The sequence below is a fragment of the Serratia quinivorans genome (assembly GCF_052113645.1).
Classification (GTDB): domain Bacteria; phylum Pseudomonadota; class Gammaproteobacteria; order Enterobacterales; family Enterobacteriaceae; genus Serratia; species Serratia quinivorans_B.
In genome coordinates, this window is record NZ_JBIEIU010000003.1 from 37842 (window position 1) to 62485 (window position 24644).

The following is a 24644-nucleotide window of genomic DNA, read 5'->3' on the forward strand; positions in this document are numbered from 1 at the left end:
GCTAAAAGGTGTACGAAAAGCGCGCCAGTACCTGGATCGGATCGTCGGGCATCGAGTGACTGGACAGTAGCCAACCGCGACTGGCTTCGACGTCGAGCGTGGCCCGCTGATAGCGCAGGGTGGCACCGGCGCTTAACCCCGCGCTGCTTTGCCAGCCGGAAGGTCGGTTGTCGCGTGGCAGCACCCGGCCGACATCGCCGCCAATGCGCGGGGTGAGGATGCTTTGACCCAGGGAGAAACTGCGGGACAGGGTATTTTGCAGATACCAGCCGTTATCACCCGACAGCGTGCTGCGGCTGAAACCACGGATCGCGCTGCGGTCGGTCAAGCTGAGCCATTCCACGCCAGGCAAGCGATCGCGGCTGTATTGCCCATACAGCAGGTTGCTCAATTGGTAACTGGAACCGGCAAGTCGGAAGCGTTGGTTGAGGTTGGCGAACACTTTCCCCTTGGTGAATTGGGCATCGGGGAGACCGGCGCCAGCGTGACGGTCGGCGCCAAACCACGGCAGTCCCTGTTCCACGCTGAGGTTGGCGCTGATCAGGCCGGTAGGCAGGATCTGCAGGTGGTTCACGCCCAATTCGAACAGGCTGAGCGTTGGGCTGCCAAGGCCAATACGTATCGTATCGAAATAGTTGGTGATGCGTTTATGGGTCAGCTGGCCACTCAGGGCGTTGATCTGGTCGCGATCGCGATAAAATACATAGTCGCCGCGCAGACCGTACTGTTGGGTCTGACCGTGCAGTTTATAGCGGTTGAACACCAACTGCTGGTGGTTCAGGTATTGCGAGTAGCTGGCAAAGCCGCTGAAGGTCAAAGCGCCGTAGGGCAGGGAATAGAGCAGGGTATAGGCGCGATTATAGCGCTGCGCCGGGTTGTCCAGCGAGCCGGCAACGTTGAGGCTGGCGAAGTCTGACAGGCCGAAAGGGCTGTCCAGCGTTGCCGTGCTGCGCGCCAGCCATTGACCGGTATTTTTCTGACCGTAATTATCCAAAGTGGCGGACAGCAACCAGGGTTTAGTATGTTGATTATGCAGCCGAATAATGGAACCGCCAGTTTGGCTGCCTGGCAATATATCCAATCGGGTTTTATTCGATTGCAAACGATTGGCCTGATCTAACCCCTGATCGAGTTGGGTTAATTTCAACGGCTGACCTTCCAAGCCGGGGAATAATAATTGGCGATTAACCCAGCGATCGCCCCCCTCTATTTTTTCGATAAACCCTTCGGTGACCCGCAGACCTAATTCCCCTTTGGCATTGGGGCGAATAAATTGCACGCGGGCGGTGATATAACCTTTATCCAGGTATAGCCGGGTCAATTCACGCGTCAGGCGGTTGATGTCATTGCTGCTGATACAGCGTTCCGGCAGGGCACTCAGCGTCGCCAACTCTTTCGCTGATAACAGAGTGATGCCTTGCAGGTACACGCCGTCGATCGGCAGGCATTGGGCAGAACGTGGCAGCGCCGGCGCAGCGGGTTCCGGCTCAGCAAGCAGTTGCTGTTGCTTAAGCTGTTGGTAGCGGCGTTGTTCTATTTGTTGATTCACTTCACGCGTGCCGTCTTGCAGGGCACGACGCGATTCGCTCATCGGCGAGAAATGGCCCATTTCCGGCAGGGTGGCGGCAGGGAGCGCGGTGCTGAACAGCAGCGCCAGGGCGGCGGTTTTTCTAATCATCGTAATCCATTATGAGAAGCCGCTGGAGCGGCCTGCTCAATCCATGAGGTCAATAAACGGACGGCCAATGGCCGGCCCGAAAGCGCGAGCGACAATCACATTGCGGGGTTCTTATTCGCCTGTGACAAATAAGACGGTGGGTTTTTATTTTTATAAAAAATAATTAGGCTGCTTGTTTATATTTTTAATTATTACCCATCAATTACTCATAATGAGGTAATTAAAAAAGTAAATTAATTGTCTTTTCCCGTTTGTATCATTACAGACGGTTATCGGCAGCGTTAAGAAGAATCTGAATTTTTATTTTGTTCGGGGATAATAGAGGATGGGGGTAATTGTGACAATCCGACCAGTGGGAAATACGAAATTTCGCAGAAGGGGTGGGGGGCGCAAATGGCTGCGCCCCGACGTGAGATTATTTTTTATTGATCGGCCGACCGGACCAGTAGCCTGCCAGCAGGGAACCGGACAGGTTATGCCACACCGAGAACAGGGCGCCCGGCAACGCGGCCAGCGGTGAGAAGTAGATTTTCCCCAGCGTCGCCGCCAACCCCGAGTTCTGCATGCCGACTTCAATCGCCAGCGTGCGACAGGTAGATTCGTCGAAGCCGAACAGCTTGCCACCCCAGTAACCGCTCAACAATCCGATGCCGTTATGCAGGATCACCGCAATGATCACCACCAGCCCGACCGAGGCGATGTGGCTCTGGCTGCCTGCGACCACCGCACTGATGATCGCCAGAATACAGATCATCGACAATGCCGGCAGGATCGGTTCAATACGTTTGACGGTTTTGGTCAAGGTGTGGTGGACGATCAAACCCAGTCCAATCGGGATCACCACGATCTGCAGAATGCTCAGCAACATCCCCATGACATCGACGCTGATCTCGGTATCGACATACAAGCGGGTCAGTAGCGGCGTAGCGAATACGCCCACCAGCGTGGACACCGCCGAGATGGTCACCGACAGAGCCACATCCCCTTTGGCAAGATAAATCATGACGTTGGAGGCGGTGCCGCTGGCGACGCTGCCGACCAGTACCATGCCGGCGGAAAGATCCGGCGGCATATGGAACAGCATGGCCAGGAGCCAGGCCGCCAGCGGCATGATCAGGTAATGCAAAAAGATCCCCGCCGCGACCGGGCCGGGACGGGAAAGTACGCGTTTGAAGTCATCAAGCCGCAGCGTGACGCCCATGGCGAACATGATCAACATCAGCAGCGGGCTGACGTAGGGGCCGATACCGCTAAACGTGGTGGGAGTGCTGTAGGCGGCGACGGCGAGCAGCACCGCCCACAGGGGGAATAATCGGGTAAATTTCGCGAGCATGAGTGAGGTTTTCCTTAGCCAAATAAGAACGATGGGGTGGCGTTGTGTTTTTTGCGGGCTCAGCGGACTGAACCCCTACGGTTATGGACTGCTTTTTTAGAGGTAGAGGCGCAGCATGCTGCGCCTGCAAAGGATGATAGTAGCTTATTCGAACAGGTTGTGGTGCAGGGTGCGAACCACTTGCTCGGCGTCGTCGCCCGGTACCAGGAAGCACAGGTTGTAGCTGCTGGCGCCGTAACAGATCATGCGGATATTGAACGGGTCGAGCACGCCGAATACCTCTTTACCCACGCCGCAGGCCTGAGAAAGCTTGTTGCCGATCAACGCCACCAGCGCCAGATTTTCTTCCACTTCGACCCGGCACAGTGACGACAGTTCGGTCAGCAACGAGGTGGTCAGCAGACTGCCGCCGGTAGAGGTTGAGCCCGTGGTGTCCATGGTCAGCGCGACGCTCACCTCAGAAGTGGTGATCAGGTCCACCGAGATATTGTGGCGTGCCAAAATACTGAACACTTCGGCCAGGAAACCGCGTGCGTGCAGCATATTGAGGCTGTGCAGCGTCAGCAGGGTTTGCTTGCGGCGCAGCGCCAGCGCACGGAATAGCGGTGGATTCTCGGTGGTGTTGCACACCAGGGTTCCGCCGGCCGAGGGGTCTTTGCTTGAGCCGACAAACACCGGAATATCGCTGCGAACGGCCGGCAAAAGGGTGGCCGGGTGCAGCACTTTCGCGCCGAAGGTGGCCATTTCCGCCGCTTCTTCAAAGGCGATTTTATCGATGCGTTTTGCCGCCGGAACCACGCGTGGGTCGGTGGTGTAGATGCCCGGCACGTCGGTCCAGATATCGACCCGGCTGACGCTCAACGCTTCGCCCAACAGTGCGGCGGTGTAATCGCTGCCGCCGCGGCCCAGCGTGGTGGTACGGCCTTTCGGCTCGCTGCCGATAAAGCCCTGAGTGACCACCAGGGCTTCCTGCAGGCGTGGTTTGAGCAGTGACTGGGCCAGTTGGTTCAGCGCTGCGCTGTCTGGCGTTGCGCGACCAAAATGATCGTCGGTGTGCATGACTTTGCGTACGTCAAACCATTCCGCCTGCACTTGACGACCGCGCAGGATCTCAACGAACAGCAGGGTAGACATCAGTTCGCCGTGGCTGACCAGTTCGTCGGTCAGCGCCGTCGAGGTGGCCAACGCCGCCGCTTCGGACAACATGGCGATGTTTTCCAGCATGCGGTCGATTTCGTCGCGAACCACTGCCGGATTATCGAGGCGATCGAGAATGGCATATTGGATACGACGGATTTCATCGAGCTGATAGTGACGCTTGTCGGCATCGCTGCCTTCGGCCAGAGCCACCAGCAGGTTGGTGACGCCCGCAGAAGCGGACAATACCACCAGACGTACGTTCGGATTGGAGAGAACGACGTCGGCGCTGCGGTTCATTGCTTCATAGTCGGCAACGCTGGTGCCGCCGAATTTGGCGACAACGGTGGCATTCTGGGGTGCTGCTTGGTTCATGTAAAAACCTCGTGTCAGGGTGGCTCTATTCATAGAGCGCTTTTTTTCATAGCCTTGGCACAAGGGAGGAGCGATAAACGGGGGCAGGCGTAGAGATAAAGCTACGATACACCCAGAAGCGCCCCACCTTGCTGATTGCCCTGCGGACAATCTCTGGTGACAACCCAGGGGATTCAGCCCCTGTAGTCGATACGATGAATGCCGCGCATCACCTTACCTCGGCGTCGCTCCCCCTCAAGCGTCGTCATTGGAAAACGGCTCCTCTGACACTCTACCTGGGCGACGCGCCTCTTCTGGCTTGCACACCGGGTGCGCAAGTAGGTTGTTAGGAATAGCCGGTTATCGCGCTGCTGTCAACGTCCGGAAGTTGAGGGATTTTCATCTTGTACCAGCGCAATCAGCGTACAGGGCATGGTAGGGACGAAACCGGTGCCGATCGGCTGCAGTTTGCCGTCTTCGCGCTGGCTGAAAAGCGGAATAATCCCCTGATTCTTCTCAATATATTCCAACCAGCCAAAGTTCTCGTTCAGCTTGGTGGCCTTGATGGTGGCGCCATGGGCGATCAGGCTGCTCAATCGACCATAGGTGGCCTCCTGATTGAACAGGATCTCATGCCGGCGAAAACGTGAACTTTCCGCACTGTTGCCACGGCCTTTCAGCGGCGCGCCGGAACGGATAGCGAACACCTGTCCTTCGCCAAAAATATGGCCGAAGTGATAAACCGCCAACGCATTCTGATGGCGGTTGGGGGAGAGCGCCAGCACCTGTGCGGTGTCGCTGAGATCGAGATAGTTTTCGGCATGTTCAGAGTAAGCATGGCCATAATAGGCGGGAATGCCGTCCATACGTGCCTGGCGGTAATATTCCCAACTGCTGTCGGTGACGAGCACCGGGATATTCAATTTCATCAACGCCTGCGCCAACATGCGCGCTACGCTGTTGGCACCGACAATCAGCACCCCCCGCGGTTTTTGCTGCTGTACTCGCAGCCAACGCGCCATCATGCCGCTGGTCAGGCTTTGCAGCACCACGGTGCCGATGATCACGGCGAACACCACGGTCACCAGCCGATCGGCACCCGGGTAGCCGCTGCGTTGCAACGTCAGGGCAAACAGCGAACTGACCGCCGCGGCGACGATGCCGCGCGGGGCGATCCAGCATAACAGCAGGCGATCGCGCCAGTGCAGGGTGGAGCGCCAGGTTGATACCGCAATGCACAACGGGCGGGCGATAAATTGCACCACCAGCAACAGGCCCAATAGCGGCCAACCCATGTTCCACAGGGCCTGAACATCAAGCCGCGCCGCCAAAATGATAAACAGCGCAGAAATCAGGATCGCCGACAGCTCTTCTTTAAATGCCAGAATGTCGCTGGTATCCACATCGCGCATATTGGCCAACCAGATCCCCATCACGGTCACGGTTAGCAGGCCGGACTCGTCGGCAATAGCGTTGGACACGCCAAAGGCAGTGAGCATAATCGCCAGCACCGCCAGGTTTTGCAGGTAGCGCGGCAGCCAGACGCGGCGCAGCGCCAGACCCAGCAAATAGCCGAACAGCGCGCCGGTCACCAGACCGACGACGGCGGTAATGCCCAGCGTCCAGAACAGGTGGGTGTAAGACTCCGAATGCTGTTTCAGAACGATAAATTCGAACACCAGCAGGGTGAAAATGGCACCGACCGGATCGATGACGATGCCTTCCCAGCGCAACACCTGGTTGATGTTGGCGTTGGGCCGCACCACGCGCATCAGCGGGGCGATCACCGTCGGGCCGGTGACCACCGTGACCGCGCCGATCAGCGCCGCCAGCTCAGGGGGAAAGTCCAGCAGCCACCAGCAGGCCACGCCGATCACCAGGAAGGTTATCAGCATGCCAATGGTCACCAGGTTGCGCACCACGCCGCCGAGGCCACGTATTTCCTCAACCCGCAGCGTCAGTGCACCTTCAAACAGAATAATGGCGACCGACAGCGACACCAGCGGGAATAGCAGATCGCCAAACAGCGCATCCGGCTGAACCCAATGCACCACCGGCCCCAGCACGATGCCAAACACCAGCAACGGCAGAATGGCCGGCAGGCGCAACACCCAGGCGAGCCACTGCGCCAGCAGTGAACTCAATCCAATAACCACCAACATCAATGGGGCAGATAATTCCATAGTCATGTCCTTCGTCGTTCACACCGCAACCCTGTGGGTCGCGCATCCTTAGCCTAATTACGTCATTGACGTGGTGATAACCTGACACAGTTTAGTGACAGTTAAGTAACCCTGATAACAGGCTGTTATCCAAAAGTATAGGGGAAGCGCTGAAACGATGCGGCGGTGTTTGACAGTTAACGCCTATCGCAAGAAAAGAGATCATAATCACAGTCGAACAGGCTACAATCGGACAACCACGTCACATTTATTCTCAAGCCTAAGAGTGTTGCTATGAAAAATATCAATCCTAGTCAAACCGCTGCTTGGCAAGCCCTGCAGCAACATTTTGAACAGATGAAAGACGTACAGATCAGCGATCTGTTTGCTCAGGACAAAGAGCGTTTCTCCAGGTTTTCCGCTACCTTCAACGACCAGATGCTGGTGGACTACTCTAAAAACCGCATTACTGCGGAAACCCTGGAGAAGTTGCAGGCCCTGGCCAAAGAGACCGATCTGCAAAGCGCGATCAAATCCATGTTTGCCGGCGAGAAAATTAACCGTACCGAAGACCGTGCGGTGCTGCACGTTGCCCTGCGTAACCGCAGCAACAGCCCAATCATCGTGGATGGCAAAGATGTGATGCCGGAAGTGAATGCGGTGCTGGCCAAAATGAAGCAGTTCTGCGATCGCGTGATTGGCGGCGACTGGAAAGGTTACACCGGCAAAGCGATTACTGACGTGGTGAACATCGGTATCGGCGGTTCGGATCTCGGCCCTTATATGGCCACCGAGGCGCTGCGCCCGTACAAAAATCACCTGAATATGCACTTCGTCTCCAACGTCGACGGCACCCATATCGCCGAAACGCTCAAACCGCTGAACCCGGAAACCACCCTGTTCCTGGTGGCCTCCAAAACCTTCACCACCCAGGAAACCATGACCAACGCCCATAGCGCGCGCGACTGGTTCCTGAGCACCGCCGGTGACCAAAAACACGTGGCGAAACACTTCGCGGCGCTGTCCACCAACGGCAAGGCGGTAGGCGAGTTCGGTATCGACACGGACAACATGTTCGAGTTCTGGGACTGGGTTGGCGGTCGTTATTCCCTGTGGTCGGCGATTGGCCTGTCGATCGCTCTGTCGCTGGGTTACGAGCACTTCGAACAACTGCTCAGCGGTGCGCATGCGATGGATAAACACTTCGCACAAACGCCGGCGGACAAAAACCTGCCGGTGCTGCTGGCGCTGATCGGTATCTGGTACAACAACTTCTTCGGCGCAGAAACCGAAGCTATCCTGCCGTACGACCAGTACATGCACCGCTTTGCCGCCTATTTCCAGCAGGGCAACATGGAGTCCAACGGTAAATATGTCGATCGCAACGGCAATCCGGTGGATTACCAGACCGGCCCAATCATCTGGGGCGAGCCGGGCACCAACGGGCAGCACGCGTTTTACCAACTGATCCACCAGGGGACCAAACTGGTGCCTTGCGATTTTATCGCGCCGGCCATCAGCCATAATCCCCTGAGCGACCACCATGCCAAGCTGCTGTCGAACTTCTTCGCGCAGACCGAGGCATTGGCGTTTGGTAAATCTCTGGAGGTGGTAGAACAAGAGTTCGCCGCCCAGGGTAAAACGCCGGAAGAGGTCAAGCACGTGGCACCGTTCAAGGTGTTTGAAGGCAACCGCCCAACCAACTCTATCTTGCTGCGTGAGATTACGCCGTTCAGCCTGGGCAGCCTGATCGCCCTGTATGAACACAAAATCTTCACCCAGGGCGCAATCCTTAATATCTTCACCTTCGACCAGTGGGGCGTGGAGCTGGGCAAACAACTTGCTAACCGCATCCTGCCGGAACTGGCGGGTGACGAAGCGGTCAGCAGCCATGACAGCTCAACCAATGCGTTGATCAACCGCTTCAAAGAATGGCGTTAATGGCAGCCTGAATGGAGGCCAATAAAAAACCCGCCGCGGCGGGTTTTTTTACGTCTGAAAGATTACAGATTGATAGGCACTTCGAAACTGATGCCTGCGCCCACGTCATCGGCAGTGCTGGCGTTGTTATCGGTGTACCAGAGGCTGGTATCAAACTTGACCTGAGAGTCGAAGCTGTAACCCCAACCCAACTGAATGCCTTTCAGCGTGTCGGATTTCGGGAACGCCTGGTTGATCGACTGGCTGTTCGGGTTCACTTTGGCGTACACCAGACGGGTGCTCCAGCGTTGGCCATCGTCCAGCACCATTTCTACACGGCCGGACAGCATTTGGCCGTCGCCGCCCATGGCGTGGCCCAGAGGGTAGCCTTGCTGATAGTAGCCGCCCTTGTAGGTGTAGTGGGTGTAAACATAGCCTTTGCGGTTCATATCGGCGCGGGTATCAGCCCCTTCGATAGACCAGTTGATGGTGGTCGGGCCCCATTCAGGGTGGCCTTCCAGACCCAACAGGTAGGTGTTTTGCGATGGCAGGAAACCGGCCTCATCTTCACCGACCAACTGGCCGTACAGGCTGACAGGCAGGCCAATCAATGGCTGCATTTTCAGCTTGAAGTCGAAACCGGCGAGCTGGTTGCCCGGATCGTTGCCCTGTCCAGAGTCATCGTTGTCCTTGCCGGTAAAAGCGTCCCAGAAGGAGCTAAAGGATTGAGGTCGACCGCTGCCGCCCCACTCCATGATGCGCGAGGCACCCAGTTCAAGGAAGTTGGTCGGCATCATGGTCAGACGGCCACCAATCAACTTGGTATCAGGTACAGAAGAATATTGCGACAGCTGACCCGCTGTCAGCTGGTACTGCCAGCGGCCAATCCACGACAGCCAAGGGGTTTCGAACGGCGATTGGTCGGCGCGCTGCAACATAAAACCGGCGACCGGGCGTGCGGCGTCGGAACGAATCAGGCTGCCGTCGTAGCCAGGACCCCACCACTGGGAAACTTCACCAAAGGACAACCATTGGTTCCAGATTTTTACTGCACCATAGGAGCCGTTCAGGTTGAATTTGGAACCGTCGCTGACGCGTTGATCACCTTCGACAGAGCCCTGAACGCGGACGTCCCAGAATTCGCCGTTGGCACCGGCGCCGATGGTCAGGCTTTGGTCAGCATATTGGTTCTGGCCGAAGCCCTGTGGCGTGCCGGGTTTATCGGTGGCGGCGTAGCCGCTGACGCGGATATTGGCTTTCAACTCACCGACGCGGCGTTGTACGCGGTCGATGACGTTTTTTTCGGTATTGGTTACCGGCTTGGCCTGTGAGATAACTGAACTGATTTCTTCCTGACTCAGTGGCCAGGTGGACAGGCTAACGTTGATTACACCGCGATCGGACAGCCAGGCGAGATCATTACGCAGGTCATTATCAGGGGTTACCAATCCGCTGGCATGGCCGCTTAATGCACAGGTAAACAGGCCTGCGGCGACCAATCCGTTAAGTTTAGCGCGCATAAATATTCCCTTGTTAATTCGAGTTGTTTGTTTTATGTAAAGATCTATGACCCATCATAGTTGACATTTCAATTTGCTACAAATATATAAATGAGAAACATCCTAGTGTAACTTATTGAATTAAAGTGGCTTTACTGTGTCGCTTCGCAAGGGAACATTTTTAAGATAATGCCTATGCCAGGATGCGCGGATAATTTCAGTGGTTTTTTATGGGGAATAATTATGGCAAAAACCTCCCGCTCCGTGATGGTGGCCAAAGGGCTGCAACGTGTGCTGAACGTGGGTTTGTTACTGTTGGCGGCGATCCTGATCGTCTTTTTAGTGAAAGAAACTATTCATTTGGCGAAAGTGCTGTTTGTAAACAACGAGGAGTCGACGTCCTATCTGCTGATTGAGGGGATTGTGATTTACTTCCTCTACTTTGAGTTTATTGCCTTGATTGTGAAGTACTTTGAGTCGGGTTATCACTTCCCGCTGCGTTACTTTATTTATATCGGCATCACCGCAATTATCCGTTTGATCATTGTGGATCATGAAAACCCCATTGATACGCTAATTTATTCCGCCGCGATATTGTTACTGGTGGTGACGCTCTACCTGGCCAATACCGACCGCTTAAAACGCGAATAGATATCCTTCATGCTAGAAAAATGGCGGCCCGATAGGGCCGCCGAAGACACAGGTATTGATCGGAAATAACTGAAGTACATCAAGCGCAGTAGGGCCCCACCCTTGAGTGAAGCCGGAGAAAATCTAACCTTTCACCCCACCGGCCGTCAGGCCTCCCACCAGCCAGCGCTGCGCCAGCAGGAAAACGGCGGTAATCGGGATTGCCGACAGCACTGCCGCCGCGGCAAAATCGCCCCACAAATAGTTTTGCGGATTCAGATATTGCTGCATGCCTACCGCCAGCGTGTAGCTGTTGACGTCACGCAGCAGCAGTGAGGCCACCGGCACCTCGGTAATCGCAGCGATAAACGACAGAATAAACACCACCGCCAGAATCGGTACTGACAGCGGTAACAGCACCAGACGGAAGGCCTGCCAAGGGCTGGCGCCATCCAGGGCCGCGGCTTCCTCCAGCGAGTTATCGATGGTTTCGAAATAGCCTTTGATGGTCCAGACGTGCAGCGCGATCCCGCCCATGTAAGCGAAGATCACCCCGCCGTGGGTGTTCAGGCCGATAAACGGAATGTATTGGCCCAGACGATCGAACAGGGCATACAACGCCACCAGCGACAGCACCGCCGGGAACATCTGGAAAATCAGCATGCTTTTCAGCAACGTGCTCTTGCCGCGAAAACGCATGCGGGCAAAGGCGTAAGCGCAGGTGGTGGACAGCGTGACGATGCCGATGGCGGTGATCACCGCGATCTTGATCGAGTTCCACAACCACAGCAGCACCGGGAACGGCGGCGGGGTGACGCTGCCATCGGCGTGGGTCACGCTCATGCCTAGCGCCAACCGCCAGTGATCCCATGAAATCTGTTCCGGTATCAGGCTGCCGGTGGCGAAGTTGCCGGAGCGCAGCGAGATGGTCACCACCATCAGCAGCGGGAACATGATCAGGGCGATAAAGCACAGCATCAGAGTATGGGTCATCCACAGGCGCAGGCGCTGGGATTTAGGTTGGACCATGGCCATTATTTTTCTCCCTAGTCGAAGTTCATCTTGCTGGCTTTCAGATTCAGGATCGCCAGGGCGCCCACCAGCAGGAAGATCAGCGTGGCAATGGCGGCCGCCAGCCCGAAGTCCTGTCCGCCGCCGCCTTCGAAAGCGATGCGGTAGGTGTAGCTGACCAGCAGGTCGGTATAACCGGCCGGCGTGGTGGTGCCAATCATGTCCGGCCCGCCGTTGGTCAACAGTTGAATCAAGACAAAGTTGTTAAAGTTGAAGGCGAAGCTGGCGATCATCAGCGGCGTCAGCGGCTTGATCAGCAGCGGCAAAGTGATGCGGAAAAAGTTCTGCATCGGGGTGGCGCCGTCCATCGCCGAAGCCTCGTACAAATCGTCGGGTATCGCCTTCAACAGCCCCATGCACAGGATCATCATGTAGGGATAACCCAGCCAGGTGTTGACGATCAAAATCATGCTTTTGGCGGTGATAGGGTCGCTGAACCAGGCCGGTTTAATGCCGAACAGATGGCTGAGCATCATGTTGATTTCACCGAAGCTTTGGTTGAACAACCCTTTGAAAATCAGTATCGAAATAAACGACGGCACCGCGTAGGGCAGGATCAGCATCACGCGATAGACCGCTTTGCCTTTCAGCGCTTCCCACTGCACCACGCAGGCCAGCACCATGCCGACGGCCACGGTGAGGATCACGGTCATGACCGAGAACACGATGGTCCAGATAAAGATCGACACGAACGGTTTCTTGATGCCTTCGTCCTGCAGAACGCGCAGGAAGTTTTTCCAGCCGATGGTGACGGTATAGCCCGGGCTGAGGGTCTCTTTGGCCCAGTTGCCCTCGGCATTTACCGCCTGATAGAAACCAATCTCCGGGTTCGGCCGGTATTGAATATGCGTTTGTTGGTCGGTCAGCGTATTGCTGTCTTTATCCAGCGCGTAAAGCGGGGTGGTGCCGGAGAACTGGCGCAGGGAACTCATGCGCAACTCGCCGCCATCCGGCAATTGTGCCACCAATTGGCTCAGTGCCTGGCGGTTTTGCGTGATCACGCGCAACGTGGCGCGTTCGCCTGCCGGTGCTGCGCTTTCCTCCGTCAGTTTCAGCGTTTGCGGCGCACTGGCGTCAAAACTGAACGGCTCTGAAATCAGCTGTTGGCCACTGTCGGGGTGGGTTAGCTGCAGACGCCAGCGTTGATTTTCCGCCGGATAGAGCCCGAAGGTGAAGGTTTTTCCTGTCTGGAACTGGCGCTGCATCAACACCGACTGGGCGCGCTCAAAGGTGAGCTGGTTGGTGCTGCTGTAGTTGGTAAAGGCGATGGCGATAGTGCAAATCAGCGGAAACAGGACAAACAGCCCCATGCCGGCGATGCCCGGGTAGACGTAGCGCCAGGCGTAAGCACGGCGGTTGGCGAAGACGTACAGCCCGGCGCTGACCAATATTAGCGTCAGAATGGCGAACAGGTATTCACCCTGTGCATACATCAACACAATCAGATAGCAGGTAACCAGGCTGAACAGGCCGATGACCAGCCATTTCAGTGTGTCACTCTGCCACCACTTCGACTTTTTGCGCGCAGGGGACCCGGCGTGAGCTAATTGCATAGGGCGTTCCTTTCTGTGAAGCCACAGCGGGGGGCTGATCCGCACCCCGCACAACATTGTGTGTTACTTGGTGATTCGGGTCTGAACATCGTCCAGCGCGGCTTTCACCGTCTGGCGACCGCTGACGGCATTGATTACCGCACTGCGTTCGGCGTACCAGAAGGCGCTCATCTGCGGGATGTTAGGCATGATTTCGCCGTTCTGTGAGTTTTCCATGGTGGCGGCGATTTTCGGATCCTTCGCCAGTTGCTCCTGGTAGGACTTCAGGGCTACCGCGCCCAGCGGTTTGTCCTTGTTGACGTCCGCCAGACCTTCGTTGGTCAGCAGGTAGTTTTCCAGGAATTCGGTCGCCAACTCTTTGTTCGGGCTGGCGGCGTTGATCCCGGCGGTCAGTACGCCAACGAAAGGTTTGGACGGCTTGCCTTTAAAGGTGGGCAGCAGGGTCACGCCGTAGTTGATTTTGCTTTGCTCGATGTTCGACCAGGCCCACGGACCATTGATGGTCATGGCGGTTTGGCCCTTATTGAAGGCGGCTTCGGCAATGGAATAATCGGTATCGGCGTTGATGTGCTTGTTTTTCACCAGATCGACGATGAACTGCAGACCGGCCTGCGAACCGGTATTGGCGACGCCAACATCTTTGATATTGTATTTGCCGTTCTCATACTTGAAGGCATAACCGCCGTCGGCGGCGATAATCGGCCAGGTGAAGTAGGGTTCTTGCAGGTTCCACATGATGGCGCTTTTGCCTTTGGCGCGCAGCTCTTTGTCCAGCGCCGGGATCTCTTCCCAGGTTTTTGGCGCCTGCTTGATCAGGTCTTTGTTGTAAATCAGCGACAGCGCTTCCACCGCGATCGGGTAGCCGATCAGCTTGCCGTCGTAGCGCACCGCATCCCAGGTGAACGGGAACAGTTTGTCCTGGAAGGCTTTGGAAGGATGGATCTCGGCCAGCAGGCCGGACTGCGCGTAGCCGCCAAAGCGGTCATGGGCCCAGAAGATGATGTCCGGGCCGTCGCCGGTGGCGGCAACCTGCGGGTATTTCTCTTCCAGCTTGTCCGGATGCTCGATGGTGACTTTGATGCCGGTGTCTTTCTCAAACTTTTTGCCGACTTCGGCCAGGCCGTTATAGCCTTTATCGCCGTTGATCCAGATAACCAGTTTCCCTTCCTCGATCTTGGCGAAGGCGGAAGAGGAAAGCACCAAAGTGGTCAGAGCCGAAAGCACCAGTGTGCGGGCGGTGGTAAAGCTGCGAGTCATAATCCAATCCTTCTTTTTTATGGGCACGTAAATCAAGGAGAGAGGTTTCGCGGTAATAGTGGGTCACAAAGCGACACATTCTCATCCTCCCCCCCTCTACGCCCCACGCCTGCGTAGTGTGATCCAGTTAACATTGCTCCCTATTCTGTGGTGTCAGACACAAAATAGGGGGACGATTTTTGCCAGGCAGATCACAGATTTGTCTTAAGCGTGGAACTTCTCGTCGTAGCGGTCGTTCTCTCATCCTCCCATCTCCTCCCCCATGAAAAATCCTGTTACGGATGATTACCCTTTGTGGGGTTTACCGCACTATCGGCCACATTGATTTTATCGCCACGTGCAGCAGGGAACCGGATTTATGTCGCCAATGCCTACCGTCACTCAGCCAACCCTGTACCGGATCCATCCGGTCAGTTTCCGAGATGGAAACGGGGACGGCGTGGGCGATGCTCACGGCATGATTGCGGCGTTGCCCTATCTGAACCAACTGTCGATCGACGGTCTGGTCCTGCCGCAGGCCTTGACGGCGCAAGAGGGGGCGGCGGTCGCCGCTCAGGGTCTGGCGCTGTGGTATTGCGATGGGCTCCACCACATTCGTCGCGCCGCTGCGTCGCGACAGTATCTTCGTAGCCCCCTGGCGCTGGAAGTGGTGCCCTTCAGCGTAGAGAAACTGGTTGAGGTGTTGCATGCCCGCCGCGCCACGCTGGCGGACAGCCTGTGGAGCACCGGTGATGCCGACCAGCCGCGGGTTGTTAGCCACTGGGGGCAGGGCAATTTGCGTTCGGCGGATGCTTTTTTGACGCTGCTGGCGATGCTGCCCGCGCCTATCTGCCTGTATCAGGGCGAAGAACTGGGTTTGCCGCACGCCGCCGGTCTGCAGGATCCGCTGGGTGCGCAAACGCCGATGCCCTGGCATGAAGCGCCGGAGCAGGTGACCGCCGGTGAGATCCACTGGTATCAGCAGGTAGCCATCGAACATCGCGCGCTGGCCATCAGCCGCCAACAGCATGACAACCAATCCACTTTGCGTTACTGCCAGTCTCTGCTGGCGCTGCGTCGGTTGCCGGTCATCCAACTCGGCGAACTGAGCGTGGTCAGCCAGCGTAATGGCGTGGTTCGCTTACTTATTACCCATCAGGATCAATGCCTTGAAGCGCTGATTAACCTGCAGCCTTATACTCAGGCCGCCGCGCCGTCTGAGGCGACCTTGCCACTGGCATGGCAGCACGGTGCACAGCAAGAGGGTCATCAATGGGTTTTGGCGGGTTTTGCGTCCGCCATTTTTACACGAAATGTTAACTGCGAAAGCAGGGGAGTAACGCATGGCTAGCGTCACATTGCGCAGCGTTTATAAGGCCTTCGGCGAGGCTGTGATTTCCAAAGACGTCAATCTGACGATAGATGACGGTGAGTTTGTGGTGTTTGTCGGGCCATCGGGCTGCGGCAAATCGACGTTGCTGCGCATGATCGCCGGGCTGGAGGACATCACCTCCGGCGACCTGATGATCGGCGACAAACGCATGAATGAGGTGCCGCCGTCCGAGCGCGGTATCGGCATGGTGTTCCAGTCCTATGCACTGTACCCGCACCTGTCTGTGGCCGACAACATGTCGTTCGGCCTGAAGCTGGCGGGTGCCAAAAAAGCGGAAATCAATCAGCGGGTGAATCAGGTATCGGAAGTGCTGCAGTTGGCTCACCTGCTCGACCGACGGCCTAAAGCGCTGTCTGGCGGGCAGCGTCAGCGGGTGGCGATCGGCCGTACGCTGGTGGCGGAACCGGACGTGTTCCTGCTCGACGAGCCGCTGTCCAACCTCGACGCCGCGCTGCGGGTACAGATGCGCATTGAGATCTCGCGTCTGCACAAGCGTCTGCAGCGCACCATGATTTACGTGACTCACGATCAGGTAGAAGCGATGACGCTGGCCGACAAGATCGTGGTATTGGACGCCGGGCGTGTCGCCCAGGTCGGCAAGCCGCTGGAGTTGTATCACTATCCGGCCAACCGCTTTGTCGCCGGCTTTATCGGCTCGCCGAAAATGAATTTCCTGCCGGTCAAAGTGACCGCCGCAGAACCGCACCAGGTCCAGGTCGAACTGCCTAACCGCCAGTGGGTGTGGTTGCCGGTGGAAGGCACCGACGTTCAGCCCGGAACCAACATGTCTCTGGGCATTCGCCCAGAGCATCTGCTGCCCAGTGATGCCTCTGAAGTACAGCTTACGGGTGACGTACAGGTGGTGGAGCAGCTCGGCAACGAGACGCAAATCCACATCCAAATCCCGGCAATTCGTCAAAACCTGGTTTACCGCCAGAACGACGTGGTGCTGGTAGAAGAAGGTGCAACATTCGCCATAGGCTTGCCGCCTCACCGTTGCCATCTGTTCCGTGAGGACGGTACGGCATGTAAACGGCTGCACCAGGAGCCGGGCGTTTAAAGCATCACAGTCTGTATAACAGGAGAATAATGATGACTACTCTGCGCAAACTTCCTCTGGCACTGGCAATCGCCGCTGGTGTGCTTACCACTCAGGCGATGGCCGTCGATTTTAAAGGCTACGCCCGTTCCGGCATCGGCTGGACCGGCAGTGGCGGCGAACAACAGTGTTTCCAGGCCACTGGCGCCGGCAGTAAGTACCGTCTCGGCAACGAATGCGAGACCTACGCCGAGCTGAAGCTGGGTCAGGAAGTGTGGAAAGAAGGTGATAAAAGCTTCTACTTCGATACCAACCTGGCCTACTCCGTGTCACAACGTTCCGACTGGGAAGACGTGACGCCAGGCTTCCGTGAAGTGAATGTGCAGGGTAAAAACCTGATCGAATGGTTACCGGGTGCCAATATGTGGGCCGGTAAGCGTTTCTATCAGCGTCATGATGTTCACATGATCGACTTCTACTACTGGGATATCTCCGGCCCGGGCGCCGGTCTGGAAAATATCGATCTGGGCTTCGGTAAGCTGTCTGCCGCCGTGACCCGCAACTCCGAATCCGGCGGCTCTTACGGTTATCTGGATAACGAGTGGGATCAACGTCCAACCGTCAACGACACCTTCGACGTGCGTTTGGCCGGCCTGGAGCTGAACCCGGGTGGCACCCTGGAGCTGGGCGTGGACTACGGTCGCGCTAATACCCAGGATGGCTACAGCCTGGCCGACGGTGCCAGCAAAGACGGCTGGATGTTCACGGCGGAACACACTCAAAGCATCCTGACCGGCTACAACAAGTTTGTGCTGCAGTACGCCACCGATTCGATGACCTCGCAGAACAACGGCCGCAACCAGGGCTCGACCATCGACAACAACGGCAAGATGATCCGCGTGCTGGATCACGGTGCCATCGACTTTAACGATAAATGGGCGCTGATGTACGTCGGCATGTTCCAGGACGTCGATCGTGACAACAATAACGGCTCCACCTGGTACACCGTGGGCGTGCGCCCAATGTACAAATGGACGCCAATCATGAGCACCCTGCTGGAAGCCGGCTACGACAACGTGAAATCCCAACGCACCGGCGATCGCAACGGCCAGTACAAACTCACCCTGGCGCAACAGTGGCAGGCGGGCAACAGCATCTGGTCACGCCCGGCGATCCGCGTATTTGCAACCTACGCCAAGTGGGATGAGAAATGGGGTTACGCTACCGACAGTGATACCGGTTATAACGCAGGCACTGCGTATAACGATACCAGCGTGCACACCTTCAGCCGCGGCAATGACGATGAAGTCACCTTCGGCGCCCAGATGGAAATCTGGTGGTAATGAGATAACGGGGAGGGCCAGGTGCTCTCCCCAGCCTGTATTCGCCGACGCCGTCTCTCTTGCCTGAGCCACGTCGGATATCATGGGGTATAACAATGAAAAAGAATCTGCTGTCACTCTGCTTGTCACTGGCCCTTACCCTTGGCGCACCGCTGGTGGCCAATGCCGATACGCCGGCCAATGTTTCCATCGCTCCGGCCATTAGCGCCGCCACGCTGCAAAGCCTGCCGTGGCAACCGCTGATGCCGCCGGTCAGCCAGGACATCAAACTGGACAACGTCAGCCCGCAAATCAATCAGGGCGACATTCAGGGCGCTATCGCCGCTTATACGCTGCCGGCCGATCGCGGCTCGCTGGAAGTCACGCTGAGCAGCATCAGCAAGAACAACTCACTCTTCGCGCCGAGCGTACTGGTGCTGGATGAGCACCTGCGCCCTGCGGCCTATTACCCGAGCAGCTACTTCCCGTATCAGCCACCGGGTGCGATGTCATCCGATCGGCTGGAGGGCACGCTGAAACTGACCCCGGCGCTGGGTCAGAAACAAATTTATCTGCTGGTGTACACCACCCGTCAGGATCTGGCGAAAACCACCCAGTTGACCAACCCGGCCAAGGCGTATGCGCAGGGAGTGGGGAATGCGGTGCCGGATATTCCGGATCCGATCGCCAAACATAGCGCCAGCGGCACCATCAAACTGAAGGTCACGGCAGAACAGGGCAGCGGCAATATCATGATCGGCATGCTGCAACCGGCGCCGGCGGCGACGCCAGTGGTCGTGGGTTCAACGGCTGCCGTGGCGGCAGCACCGGCTCCAGCGCCGAGCAAACCGGCGGAACCGATGTTGAATGACACCGAAGCTTACTTTAACCATGGCATCAAACAGGCGGTGAAGGCGGGCGATATCGATAAAGCGCTGAAACTGATGAATGAGGCTGAAAAACTGGGTTCCACCACAGCACGTGAAACCTTTATTGGTAGCGTGAAAGGCAAGGGGTAGTACCCGACGCTGTCGATGCTGGCTCGATGATTGGTGCGCCCCGGCGCACCTTTTTTCATCCGCGGGCCAGGGTGGCGCCGATCAACGCCAGCAGGCGGGCGTTATCCACCTGCTGCATCACTCGCAACGGCTTGCCTTCAGGCTCCGGCATGCCCACCGTCAGGCGCAGGCCGCCCGGACGCCAGCGACGGGAACTGCCGCGCGTCATGGCACCCTCCAGCGCAACATCCACATAATATTCCTCTGTCGTCACCAACTGCGGTTCAAGCAGCCAGGCAATCACCAGCGCATCATGGATCCAGCAACCCGGCAGATGGCGGGTATGGCGCGAATAGTCGATCCAGGGTTGGGTAGTGCTCCGCAGGTAACGGCACAGCGGCGTGTCCGGCCGGGTCATCTGCGCCAGACTCTCCTGGGTCAGCATGGTTTGCGTGGTGACATCCAGCGGGGCGAGCGTGATATTGGCACCGCTGGTCAAAACTTGCCGTGTGGCCTCCGGATCCAGGCCGAAATTGGTGTCCTTGATGTAGCCTTCCAGATTGAAGACCCCGCCCATGATCACGATTTCTTTCACCGCTTGCGCCATTTGCGGGTACAGCTGCAGGGCATGGGCGACGTTGGTCAGCGGGCCGATGGCCGCCAGGGTGATTTCGCCGGGGTTATTGCAGATCAGTTCACCGATCGCCACGGCGGCGTTCGGGGTTGGCATCACCGTCGCCTGTGGATAAGGCGTGTTGCGCCACAGTGCGGCCAGGTCCGGATCGGCAATCGCGCGATCGAGATGGGCGCGCCAGGGCTCAGGCGGTTCGCTCAGGGCGCGTGCTGCGCCGACCGCCAAGGGAACCTGATAGCCGGTTTGCTGCAGCAGATGGTTGGCTACGGCAAAGCCGACGTCGCGCGGCGTATTGCCGGCCACGATGCTGATCAGCTCCAATGAAAGCTGTGGCTTGGCCGCCAGGGCCAATGCCAGCGCCAGCCCGTCGTCGACGTTGGCGCCGGGAATGCCATTGCCGGGGTCGCAATCAATAATCAAACGCATAGCGGTTACCTGAATCAATAAACTAACAGCCGCACGATCGGCGGATATGCAGTTGGAAAGCGAATTCGTGCAGCTCAGGCTGTGCAGCACCGGCGGCCAGCATGGCGATGGCTCGCTTGGCCATGGCGTCAATCGGTTGTTCGACCGCGCTGAGCGGCGGCACGCTGAACTCGGATTGCTGGGTGCCGTTAAAACAAATGATGGCCAGATCGTCCGGCACGCACAGCCGGTGTTCCGCCAGCGCCGACAGACAGCCGAGTGCCTGCTGCTCGTTAGAGGTGAATATGGCCCGTGGCCGGGGGGCTTGCAGCATTTTCTGGCTGGCCTGATAGCCGCCCTGACGGGTATAGGGTGCTTCAAATATCCACTCTTCGCGCGGCATAATGCCTGCCTCGATCAGTGCGTCGCGCCAGCCGTTCAGGCGATCTTGCGCATTCAGCATGGTCAAGGGCCCCGCAAAAATGCCGATGTCGCGATAGCCGTGCTGCAACAGATGGCGCGTTGCCTGACAGGCAGCCGCGCGTTCGTCGACGCGAATGGCGCAAATGCCGGCATGGCTGTCGATGGTGTCGATCATCACGCATGGCGTGCCGGAGGCGCGGATCAGTTCAAACCAGGGATGGCGATCGACGCTGGTGTACAGCAGACCGTCAACCTGACGGCGCAGCAGATGGTTAATCAGGTCGTGTTCGCGCTGGCGGTCGTCGCCGGCATCGCCCAGCAGCAGCACCCGGCCGTGGTTGAAGGCTTCCCGCTGCAAAGCCCGCGCCAGAGTGGCAAAAAACGGGTTGGAGATGTCGGGCACCACTAACCCGTAGGTCAGGGTATTGCCCGAGGCCAGCGCCCGGGCGATGTCGTTCGGCCGGTAACCGGTTTGCTCGATCGCCGCCAGAACCCGCAAACGGGTGGCTTCCGCCACCGGGCGCGGCCCTTTGTTGATCACGTAGCTGACTACCGCTACCGAGGTGCCCGCTACGCGGGCGACGTCGGCGCGGGTGATACGCCGCGCGGATTGATTATCCAAGTTGGGTTCCTGTACGCCCTGATTACACCGCGTCCTGCGGCAGGTTAAGATCGCGGCCGCGTGTTTCCGGTGCAAAGAAGGTGGTGATTAAGCCAATGGCCGCCATTACAACAAAATAGCAGGCGACAGGCCACCAGTGACCGAAGCCGGACAATAACGCGGTGGCGATCAGCGGTGCGGTGCCGCCGGAGAGGATCGACCCCAGCTCCTTGGCGAACGCCATTTTCGAGTAACGGTTTTTGACGCCGAACAGCTCCACGCCGTAGGCCGCCTGCACGCCAAAAATACCCAGCGAGGCGATGCACATACCGACCACAATCACCGAAATGACGGTTGCCGGTTCGCGACTGTCGAGCAGCCAGAATGCCGGGAAGGCGTACAGCACCAGCAACAGGCAGAACCAGCGGTAAGTGATGCGGCGGCCGAAGCGATCGGAAAGCCAGCCAGCGAGGGGGATCACCAGGAAACCGCACAGTGAGGCGATCATCACCGCCAGTGCGGGCACCGACTTATCCACCATCAGCACCTTGGCGACGTAACCGACGATAAAGCCCTGACACAGATAAGAGGGGCCGTTTTCGCCAATACGCAGGCCTAGCATGATCCAGAAGGCTTTGGTGCGTTGCAGATAGCTGCGGTTATCGGGCGCGCTGGGGGTGTTGTCCAGCATCCGCTGGCGGTTTTGCTGCAGTTCGCGTTCAAACACCGGCGTTTCGCGCACGTGGCGGCGCAGGTACAGTGCCCCAGCGGCAATCAGGATGCTGGCGAGGAACGGGATGCGCCAGCCCCAGGCGATCAGATCCGCCTTGTCCAACTGCAACACCAACAACCACACCAGCGAGGCCAGCAGAGTGCCGCTGTTAGAGCCGATAGCGATGATCGAGGCGACCAGACCACGTCGTTTGGCCGGTGCGTATTCCGCCAGCATCACCGCGCCGCCGGAAAGCTCCGCCCCGGCCCCGAAACCCTGTGCGAAACGCAGGATCACCAGGCAGGTGGGGGCCCAAACGCCAATTTGCGCATAGGAAGGGATCAGCCCGATCAACGTGGTAGAGACGCCCATCAGCGCTACCGTGGTGAGCAGCACCACGCGGCGGCCTTTGCGATCGCCAATCCAGCCGAACACCAACGCGCCGATAGGGCGGGCGACAAAACCGACCGAATATGTGGCGAAGCTGGCCAGCAGTGCCACTATCGGAGTGGCTTCGGGGAAGAACACGTCGCCGAACACCATACCGGCCGCCAGGCCATACAGGGCGAAATCGACATATTCCATGGCGGTGCCGAGCCAGCAGGAAAAAGTGGCGCGCCAGAATTGGCCGCGCCCTTCTTTGGTGGTCAAGCGTTCGTCGGCCGCCAGCGTCTCGTCGGCGGCGGGTGGAGTTGCAAGCGTTGTTTCGCTCATGGCATTGATATCCTCTTTTCGTCTGCGTCACACCTATAGCGTGATCGCGGTAAAGATGGTTTCCCTGGTGTCGGCAAGAAAGTTTGCTGACAAAGTGTCGGACTGATGGCGAATCAACGCTGCAATACAAGGGTATCTACGCGCGTAGATAAAACAATGCTGCAGAGGTGAAAGTTTGCAGACGATCACAGAATCCCCTTCGCTCCGGTGAATGAAGGTAAAGAAAACAGATGGCAGAAAGATGACATTGCGGCGCTTTTTCAGGAGGGATTTTGCTGGGGGCTACGCCACGAATCAGCCTGCCGCTTTTGAATTTCTGCGTTACAATAGGCGCCTGTTAACAGTTTGTTTGGTCTGGCGCGGCCGCAGGGCGTGGCGTCAGGCATGGAGTAGAACAATGTCTGGCAATAAGGATTCCATCCTGCCGCCGCTGGAGTGGTTATCTGCGCAACAACCTCCAGTACCTGCCGCCGTCAGCGATTGGCTAATGGAGTTAGGTTCCATGACCCGTCGTTTTGAACGTCACTGTGGACGCGTGCACGTTGAGCCGCAGCGTGAATGTTTCGTGACCCGCGATCAACTGGGTGAAGAAGCTGAACATCTGCCTGACAGCCCGCGTTACTGGCTGCGTGAAATCGTGCTGTTGGGCGATAACCAACCCTGGCTACTGGGCCGCACGGTGATCCCGCAGGAAACTCTGACCGGGCCGGATCTGGCGCTGGTGGATTTGGGCACGCTACCGCTGGGGCGCTATCTTTTTAGCAGTGACGAACTGACCCGCGATTACATTCACATTGGCCGACAGGACGCGCTGTGGGCGCGCCGTTCCCGCCTGCGACTGGCGGGTAAACCGCTGTTGCTGACCGAACTGTTTCTACCGGCTTCGCCACTGTACGCTGCGGGCAATACTGACCCCGAATGATGAGGAGAGGAAATACCTTGGAGGGAAGCGTGATTCAAAGTAAATGGCAGGCTTATAGCCATCTGATGCGCATCGATAAACCGATCGGCACCTTGCTGCTGCTGTGGCCGACGCTGTGGGCGCTGTGGCTGGCGGGCAAGGGCGTGCCGTCGCTGTCTGTCCTGCTGGTGTTCGTGGTGGGCGTTTTCCTGATGCGCGCTGCCGGTTGCGTGGTGAATGATTACGCCGATCGTGCCGTCGACGGCCATGTGAAGCGTACCGCCGGGCGCCCAATGCCCAGTGGCCGGGTGAGCGAGAAAGAGGCCAAGATCCTGTTTGTGGTGCTGGTGCTGATTTCGTTCGCGTTGGTGCTGACGCTGAATGCGATGACCATTGGGCTGTCTTTGGCGGCGCTGGCGCTGGCATGGGCCTATCCGTTTATGAAACGGGTGACTCATTTGCCGCAGTTCGTGTTGGGCGCGGCCTTTGGCTGGGGCATTCCAATGGCCTATGCCGCCGTCAGCGAATCACTGCCGCTGAGTTGCTGGCTGTTGCTGCTGGCCAATATCTGCTGGACGGTGGCTTACGATACGCTGTATGCCATGGTCGATCGTGACGATGACCTGAAGATTGGCGTGAAATCCACCGCCATTTTGTTTGGCCGTTACGACAAGCTGATCGTCGGCCTGCTGCAGTTCGCCACGCTGTTGTTGATGATGTGGGTGGGTTATCTGGCGCAGTTGAGCGGGGCGTTTTATTGGTCGCTGCTGTTGGCGGGTGCCTTGTTTATCCATCAACAAAAGCAGATTGCCGACCGTGAACGCGATGCCTGTTTCAAGGCGTTCCTGGATAACAACTACGTCGGTTTGGTGCTGTTTATCGGTATTGCGCTGAGTTACTGGCAGAGCTGACCGTTTTCAGGCAGTAAA

The 24644-nt window shown here is 57.6% G+C and carries 19 protein-coding genes and 1 riboswitch; of the genes, 8 read left to right on the forward strand and 11 right to left on the reverse strand.

The window, feature by feature from the left end:
• Position 1 precedes the first annotated feature (1 nt).
• The 4 genes from ACGS9J_RS07540 to ACGS9J_RS07555 form a co-directional block, all read right to left on the reverse strand.
• Complete coding sequence (locus ACGS9J_RS07540) at positions 2 to 1678, reverse strand: ShlB/FhaC/HecB family hemolysin secretion/activation protein (RefSeq protein WP_442230344.1); 1677 nt, start codon at positions 1676 to 1678, stop codon at positions 2 to 4.
• Between the two features lie 415 nt (positions 1679 to 2093).
• Entirely contained in the window at positions 2094 to 3011 is a 918-nt protein-coding gene (panS, locus tag ACGS9J_RS07545) for a ketopantoate/pantoate/pantothenate transporter PanS (RefSeq protein ID WP_442230345.1), read from the reverse strand.
• A 144-nt stretch (positions 3012 to 3155) separates the two neighbouring features.
• Positions 3156 to 4523 (reverse strand): lysine-sensitive aspartokinase 3, encoded by a 1368-nt coding sequence (gene lysC / locus ACGS9J_RS07550; protein ID WP_442230346.1) that lies wholly within the window; start codon positions 4521 to 4523, stop codon positions 3156 to 3158.
• A 108-nt stretch (positions 4524 to 4631) separates the two neighbouring features.
• Positions 4632 to 4824: riboswitch (Lysine riboswitch) on the reverse strand.
• 52 nt (positions 4825 to 4876) lie between these two features.
• Positions 4877 to 6685: a cation:proton antiporter gene (locus ACGS9J_RS07555; RefSeq protein WP_442230347.1), complete on the reverse strand. Its 1809-nt coding sequence runs from the start codon at positions 6683 to 6685 to the stop codon at positions 4877 to 4879.
• A 273-nt stretch (positions 6686 to 6958) separates the two neighbouring features.
• Here ACGS9J_RS07555 and pgi point away from each other — a divergent pair, with 273 nt between their 5' ends.
• Positions 6959 to 8605 carry a glucose-6-phosphate isomerase gene (pgi, locus tag ACGS9J_RS07560; RefSeq protein ID WP_442230348.1) on the forward strand — a complete coding sequence of 549 codons (1647 nt, stop codon included), beginning with the start codon at positions 6959 to 6961 and terminating at the stop codon, positions 8603 to 8605.
• Between the two features lie 62 nt (positions 8606 to 8667).
• On the opposite strand, the gene ACGS9J_RS07565 is transcribed toward pgi, so the two are convergent.
• Positions 8668 to 10104 carry a capsule assembly Wzi family protein gene (locus ACGS9J_RS07565; protein WP_442230349.1) on the reverse strand — a complete coding sequence of 479 codons (1437 nt, stop codon included), beginning with the start codon at positions 10102 to 10104 and terminating at the stop codon, positions 8668 to 8670.
• Positions 10105 to 10326: 222 nt separating this feature from the next.
• Between ACGS9J_RS07565 and psiE the strand changes: the two genes are divergently transcribed.
• Positions 10327 to 10734, forward strand: a complete 408-nt coding sequence (gene psiE / locus ACGS9J_RS07570) for a phosphate-starvation-inducible protein PsiE (protein ID WP_020837183.1) — start codon at positions 10327 to 10329, stop codon at positions 10732 to 10734.
• Positions 10735 to 10857: 123 nt separating this feature from the next.
• Here the strand turns inward: psiE and malG are convergent, their stop codons facing one another.
• The 3 genes from malG to malE all read right to left on the reverse strand — a co-directional run bounded on the left by malG (position 10858) and on the right by malE (position 14594).
• A complete protein-coding gene (malG, locus tag ACGS9J_RS07575; RefSeq protein WP_004948829.1) occupies positions 10858 to 11748 on the reverse strand; it encodes a maltose ABC transporter permease MalG in 891 nt (296 codons plus the stop codon).
• 11 nt (positions 11749 to 11759) lie between these two features.
• Positions 11760 to 13337 carry a maltose ABC transporter permease MalF gene (gene malF, locus ACGS9J_RS07580; protein WP_442230350.1) on the reverse strand — a complete coding sequence of 526 codons (1578 nt, stop codon included), beginning with the start codon at positions 13335 to 13337 and terminating at the stop codon, positions 11760 to 11762.
• A gap of 63 nt (positions 13338 to 13400) precedes the next feature.
• Positions 13401 to 14594 (reverse strand): maltose/maltodextrin ABC transporter substrate-binding protein MalE, encoded by a 1194-nt coding sequence (gene malE / locus ACGS9J_RS07585; RefSeq protein ID WP_012147166.1) that lies wholly within the window; start codon positions 14592 to 14594, stop codon positions 13401 to 13403.
• Positions 14595 to 14952: 358 nt separating this feature from the next.
• Between malE and ACGS9J_RS07590 the strand changes: the two genes are divergently transcribed.
• From ACGS9J_RS07590 to malM, 4 genes are all read left to right on the forward strand, one after another.
• Positions 14953 to 15924 (forward strand): alpha-amylase family glycosyl hydrolase, encoded by a 972-nt coding sequence (locus ACGS9J_RS07590; RefSeq protein ID WP_442230351.1) that lies wholly within the window; start codon positions 14953 to 14955, stop codon positions 15922 to 15924.
• Positions 15917 to 17026: a maltose/maltodextrin ABC transporter ATP-binding protein MalK gene (malK, locus tag ACGS9J_RS07595; protein WP_442230352.1), complete on the forward strand. Its 1110-nt coding sequence runs from the start codon at positions 15917 to 15919 to the stop codon at positions 17024 to 17026. Before ACGS9J_RS07590 ends, malK begins: the two co-directional genes overlap by 8 nt.
• Before the next feature lie 29 nt (positions 17027 to 17055).
• Positions 17056 to 18348: a maltoporin gene (locus ACGS9J_RS07600; protein WP_442230353.1), complete on the forward strand. Its 1293-nt coding sequence runs from the start codon at positions 17056 to 17058 to the stop codon at positions 18346 to 18348.
• A gap of 95 nt (positions 18349 to 18443) precedes the next feature.
• Positions 18444 to 19346 carry a maltose operon protein MalM gene (malM, locus tag ACGS9J_RS07605; RefSeq protein WP_442230354.1) on the forward strand — a complete coding sequence of 301 codons (903 nt, stop codon included), beginning with the start codon at positions 18444 to 18446 and terminating at the stop codon, positions 19344 to 19346.
• 55 nt (positions 19347 to 19401) lie between these two features.
• On the opposite strand, the gene ACGS9J_RS07610 is transcribed toward malM, so the two are convergent.
• From ACGS9J_RS07610 to ACGS9J_RS07620, 3 genes are read right to left on the reverse strand one after another with little or no spacing between them, the layout of a single operon-like run.
• A complete protein-coding gene (locus ACGS9J_RS07610; RefSeq protein ID WP_442230355.1) occupies positions 19402 to 20385 on the reverse strand; it encodes a nucleoside hydrolase in 984 nt (327 codons plus the stop codon).
• Positions 20386 to 20407: 22 nt separating this feature from the next.
• A complete protein-coding gene (locus ACGS9J_RS07615) occupies positions 20408 to 21409 on the reverse strand; it encodes a LacI family DNA-binding transcriptional regulator (RefSeq protein ID WP_442230356.1) in 1002 nt (333 codons plus the stop codon).
• Positions 21410 to 21431: 22 nt separating this feature from the next.
• Positions 21432 to 22814, reverse strand: coding sequence for an MFS transporter (locus ACGS9J_RS07620; protein WP_442230357.1), 1383 nt, complete (start codon positions 22812 to 22814; stop codon positions 21432 to 21434).
• Positions 22815 to 23211: 397 nt separating this feature from the next.
• Between ACGS9J_RS07620 and ubiC the strand changes: the two genes are divergently transcribed.
• Both ubiC and ubiA read left to right on the forward strand, forming a co-directional pair.
• On the forward strand, positions 23212 to 23736 hold the full coding sequence (gene ubiC, locus ACGS9J_RS07625) for a chorismate lyase (protein WP_442230358.1): 525 nt from the start codon (positions 23212 to 23214) through the stop codon (positions 23734 to 23736).
• Positions 23733 to 24626, forward strand: a complete 894-nt coding sequence (ubiA, locus tag ACGS9J_RS07630; protein WP_442230359.1) for a 4-hydroxybenzoate octaprenyltransferase — start codon at positions 23733 to 23735, stop codon at positions 24624 to 24626. Before ubiC ends, ubiA begins: the two co-directional genes overlap by 4 nt.
• Positions 24627 to 24644: the final 18 nt, after the last annotated feature.

Bases quoted from the DNA above. Each gene is read 5' to 3' on its own strand.
- ACGS9J_RS07540 (WP_442230344.1), bottom strand. From the start codon at position 1,678: ATGATTAGAAAAACCGCCGCCCTGGCGCTGCTGTTCAGCACCGCGCTC.
- pgi (WP_442230348.1), top strand. From the start codon at position 6,959: ATGAAAAATATCAATCCTAGTCAAACCGCTGCTTGGCAAGCCCTGCAG.
- panS (WP_442230345.1), bottom strand. From the start codon at position 3,011: ATGCTCGCGAAATTTACCCGATTATTCCCCCTGTGGGCGGTGCTGCTC.
- psiE (WP_020837183.1), top strand. From the start codon at position 10,327: ATGGCAAAAACCTCCCGCTCCGTGATGGTGGCCAAAGGGCTGCAACGT.
- malG (WP_004948829.1), bottom strand. From the start codon at position 11,748: ATGGCCATGGTCCAACCTAAATCCCAGCGCCTGCGCCTGTGGATGACC.
- ubiC (WP_442230358.1), top strand. From the start codon at position 23,212: ATGTCTGGCAATAAGGATTCCATCCTGCCGCCGCTGGAGTGGTTATCT.
- ACGS9J_RS07620 (WP_442230357.1), bottom strand. From the start codon at position 22,814: ATGAGCGAAACAACGCTTGCAACTCCACCCGCCGCCGACGAGACGCTG.
- ACGS9J_RS07610 (WP_442230355.1), bottom strand. From the start codon at position 20,385: ATGCGTTTGATTATTGATTGCGACCCCGGCAATGGCATTCCCGGCGCC.
- ubiA (WP_442230359.1), top strand. From the start codon at position 23,733: ATGATGAGGAGAGGAAATACCTTGGAGGGAAGCGTGATTCAAAGTAAA.
- lysC (WP_442230346.1), bottom strand. From the start codon at position 4,523: ATGAACCAAGCAGCACCCCAGAATGCCACCGTTGTCGCCAAATTCGGC.
- ACGS9J_RS07555 (WP_442230347.1), bottom strand. From the start codon at position 6,685: ATGGAATTATCTGCCCCATTGATGTTGGTGGTTATTGGATTGAGTTCA.
- ACGS9J_RS07600 (WP_442230353.1), top strand. From the start codon at position 17,056: ATGATGACTACTCTGCGCAAACTTCCTCTGGCACTGGCAATCGCCGCT.
- ACGS9J_RS07565 (WP_442230349.1), bottom strand. From the start codon at position 10,104: ATGCGCGCTAAACTTAACGGATTGGTCGCCGCAGGCCTGTTTACCTGT.
- malM (WP_442230354.1), top strand. From the start codon at position 18,444: ATGAAAAAGAATCTGCTGTCACTCTGCTTGTCACTGGCCCTTACCCTT.
- malE (WP_012147166.1), bottom strand. From the start codon at position 14,594: ATGACTCGCAGCTTTACCACCGCCCGCACACTGGTGCTTTCGGCTCTG.
- ACGS9J_RS07590 (WP_442230351.1), top strand. From the start codon at position 14,953: ATGTCGCCAATGCCTACCGTCACTCAGCCAACCCTGTACCGGATCCAT.
- malK (WP_442230352.1), top strand. From the start codon at position 15,917: ATGGCTAGCGTCACATTGCGCAGCGTTTATAAGGCCTTCGGCGAGGCT.
- malF (WP_442230350.1), bottom strand. From the start codon at position 13,337: ATGCAATTAGCTCACGCCGGGTCCCCTGCGCGCAAAAAGTCGAAGTGG.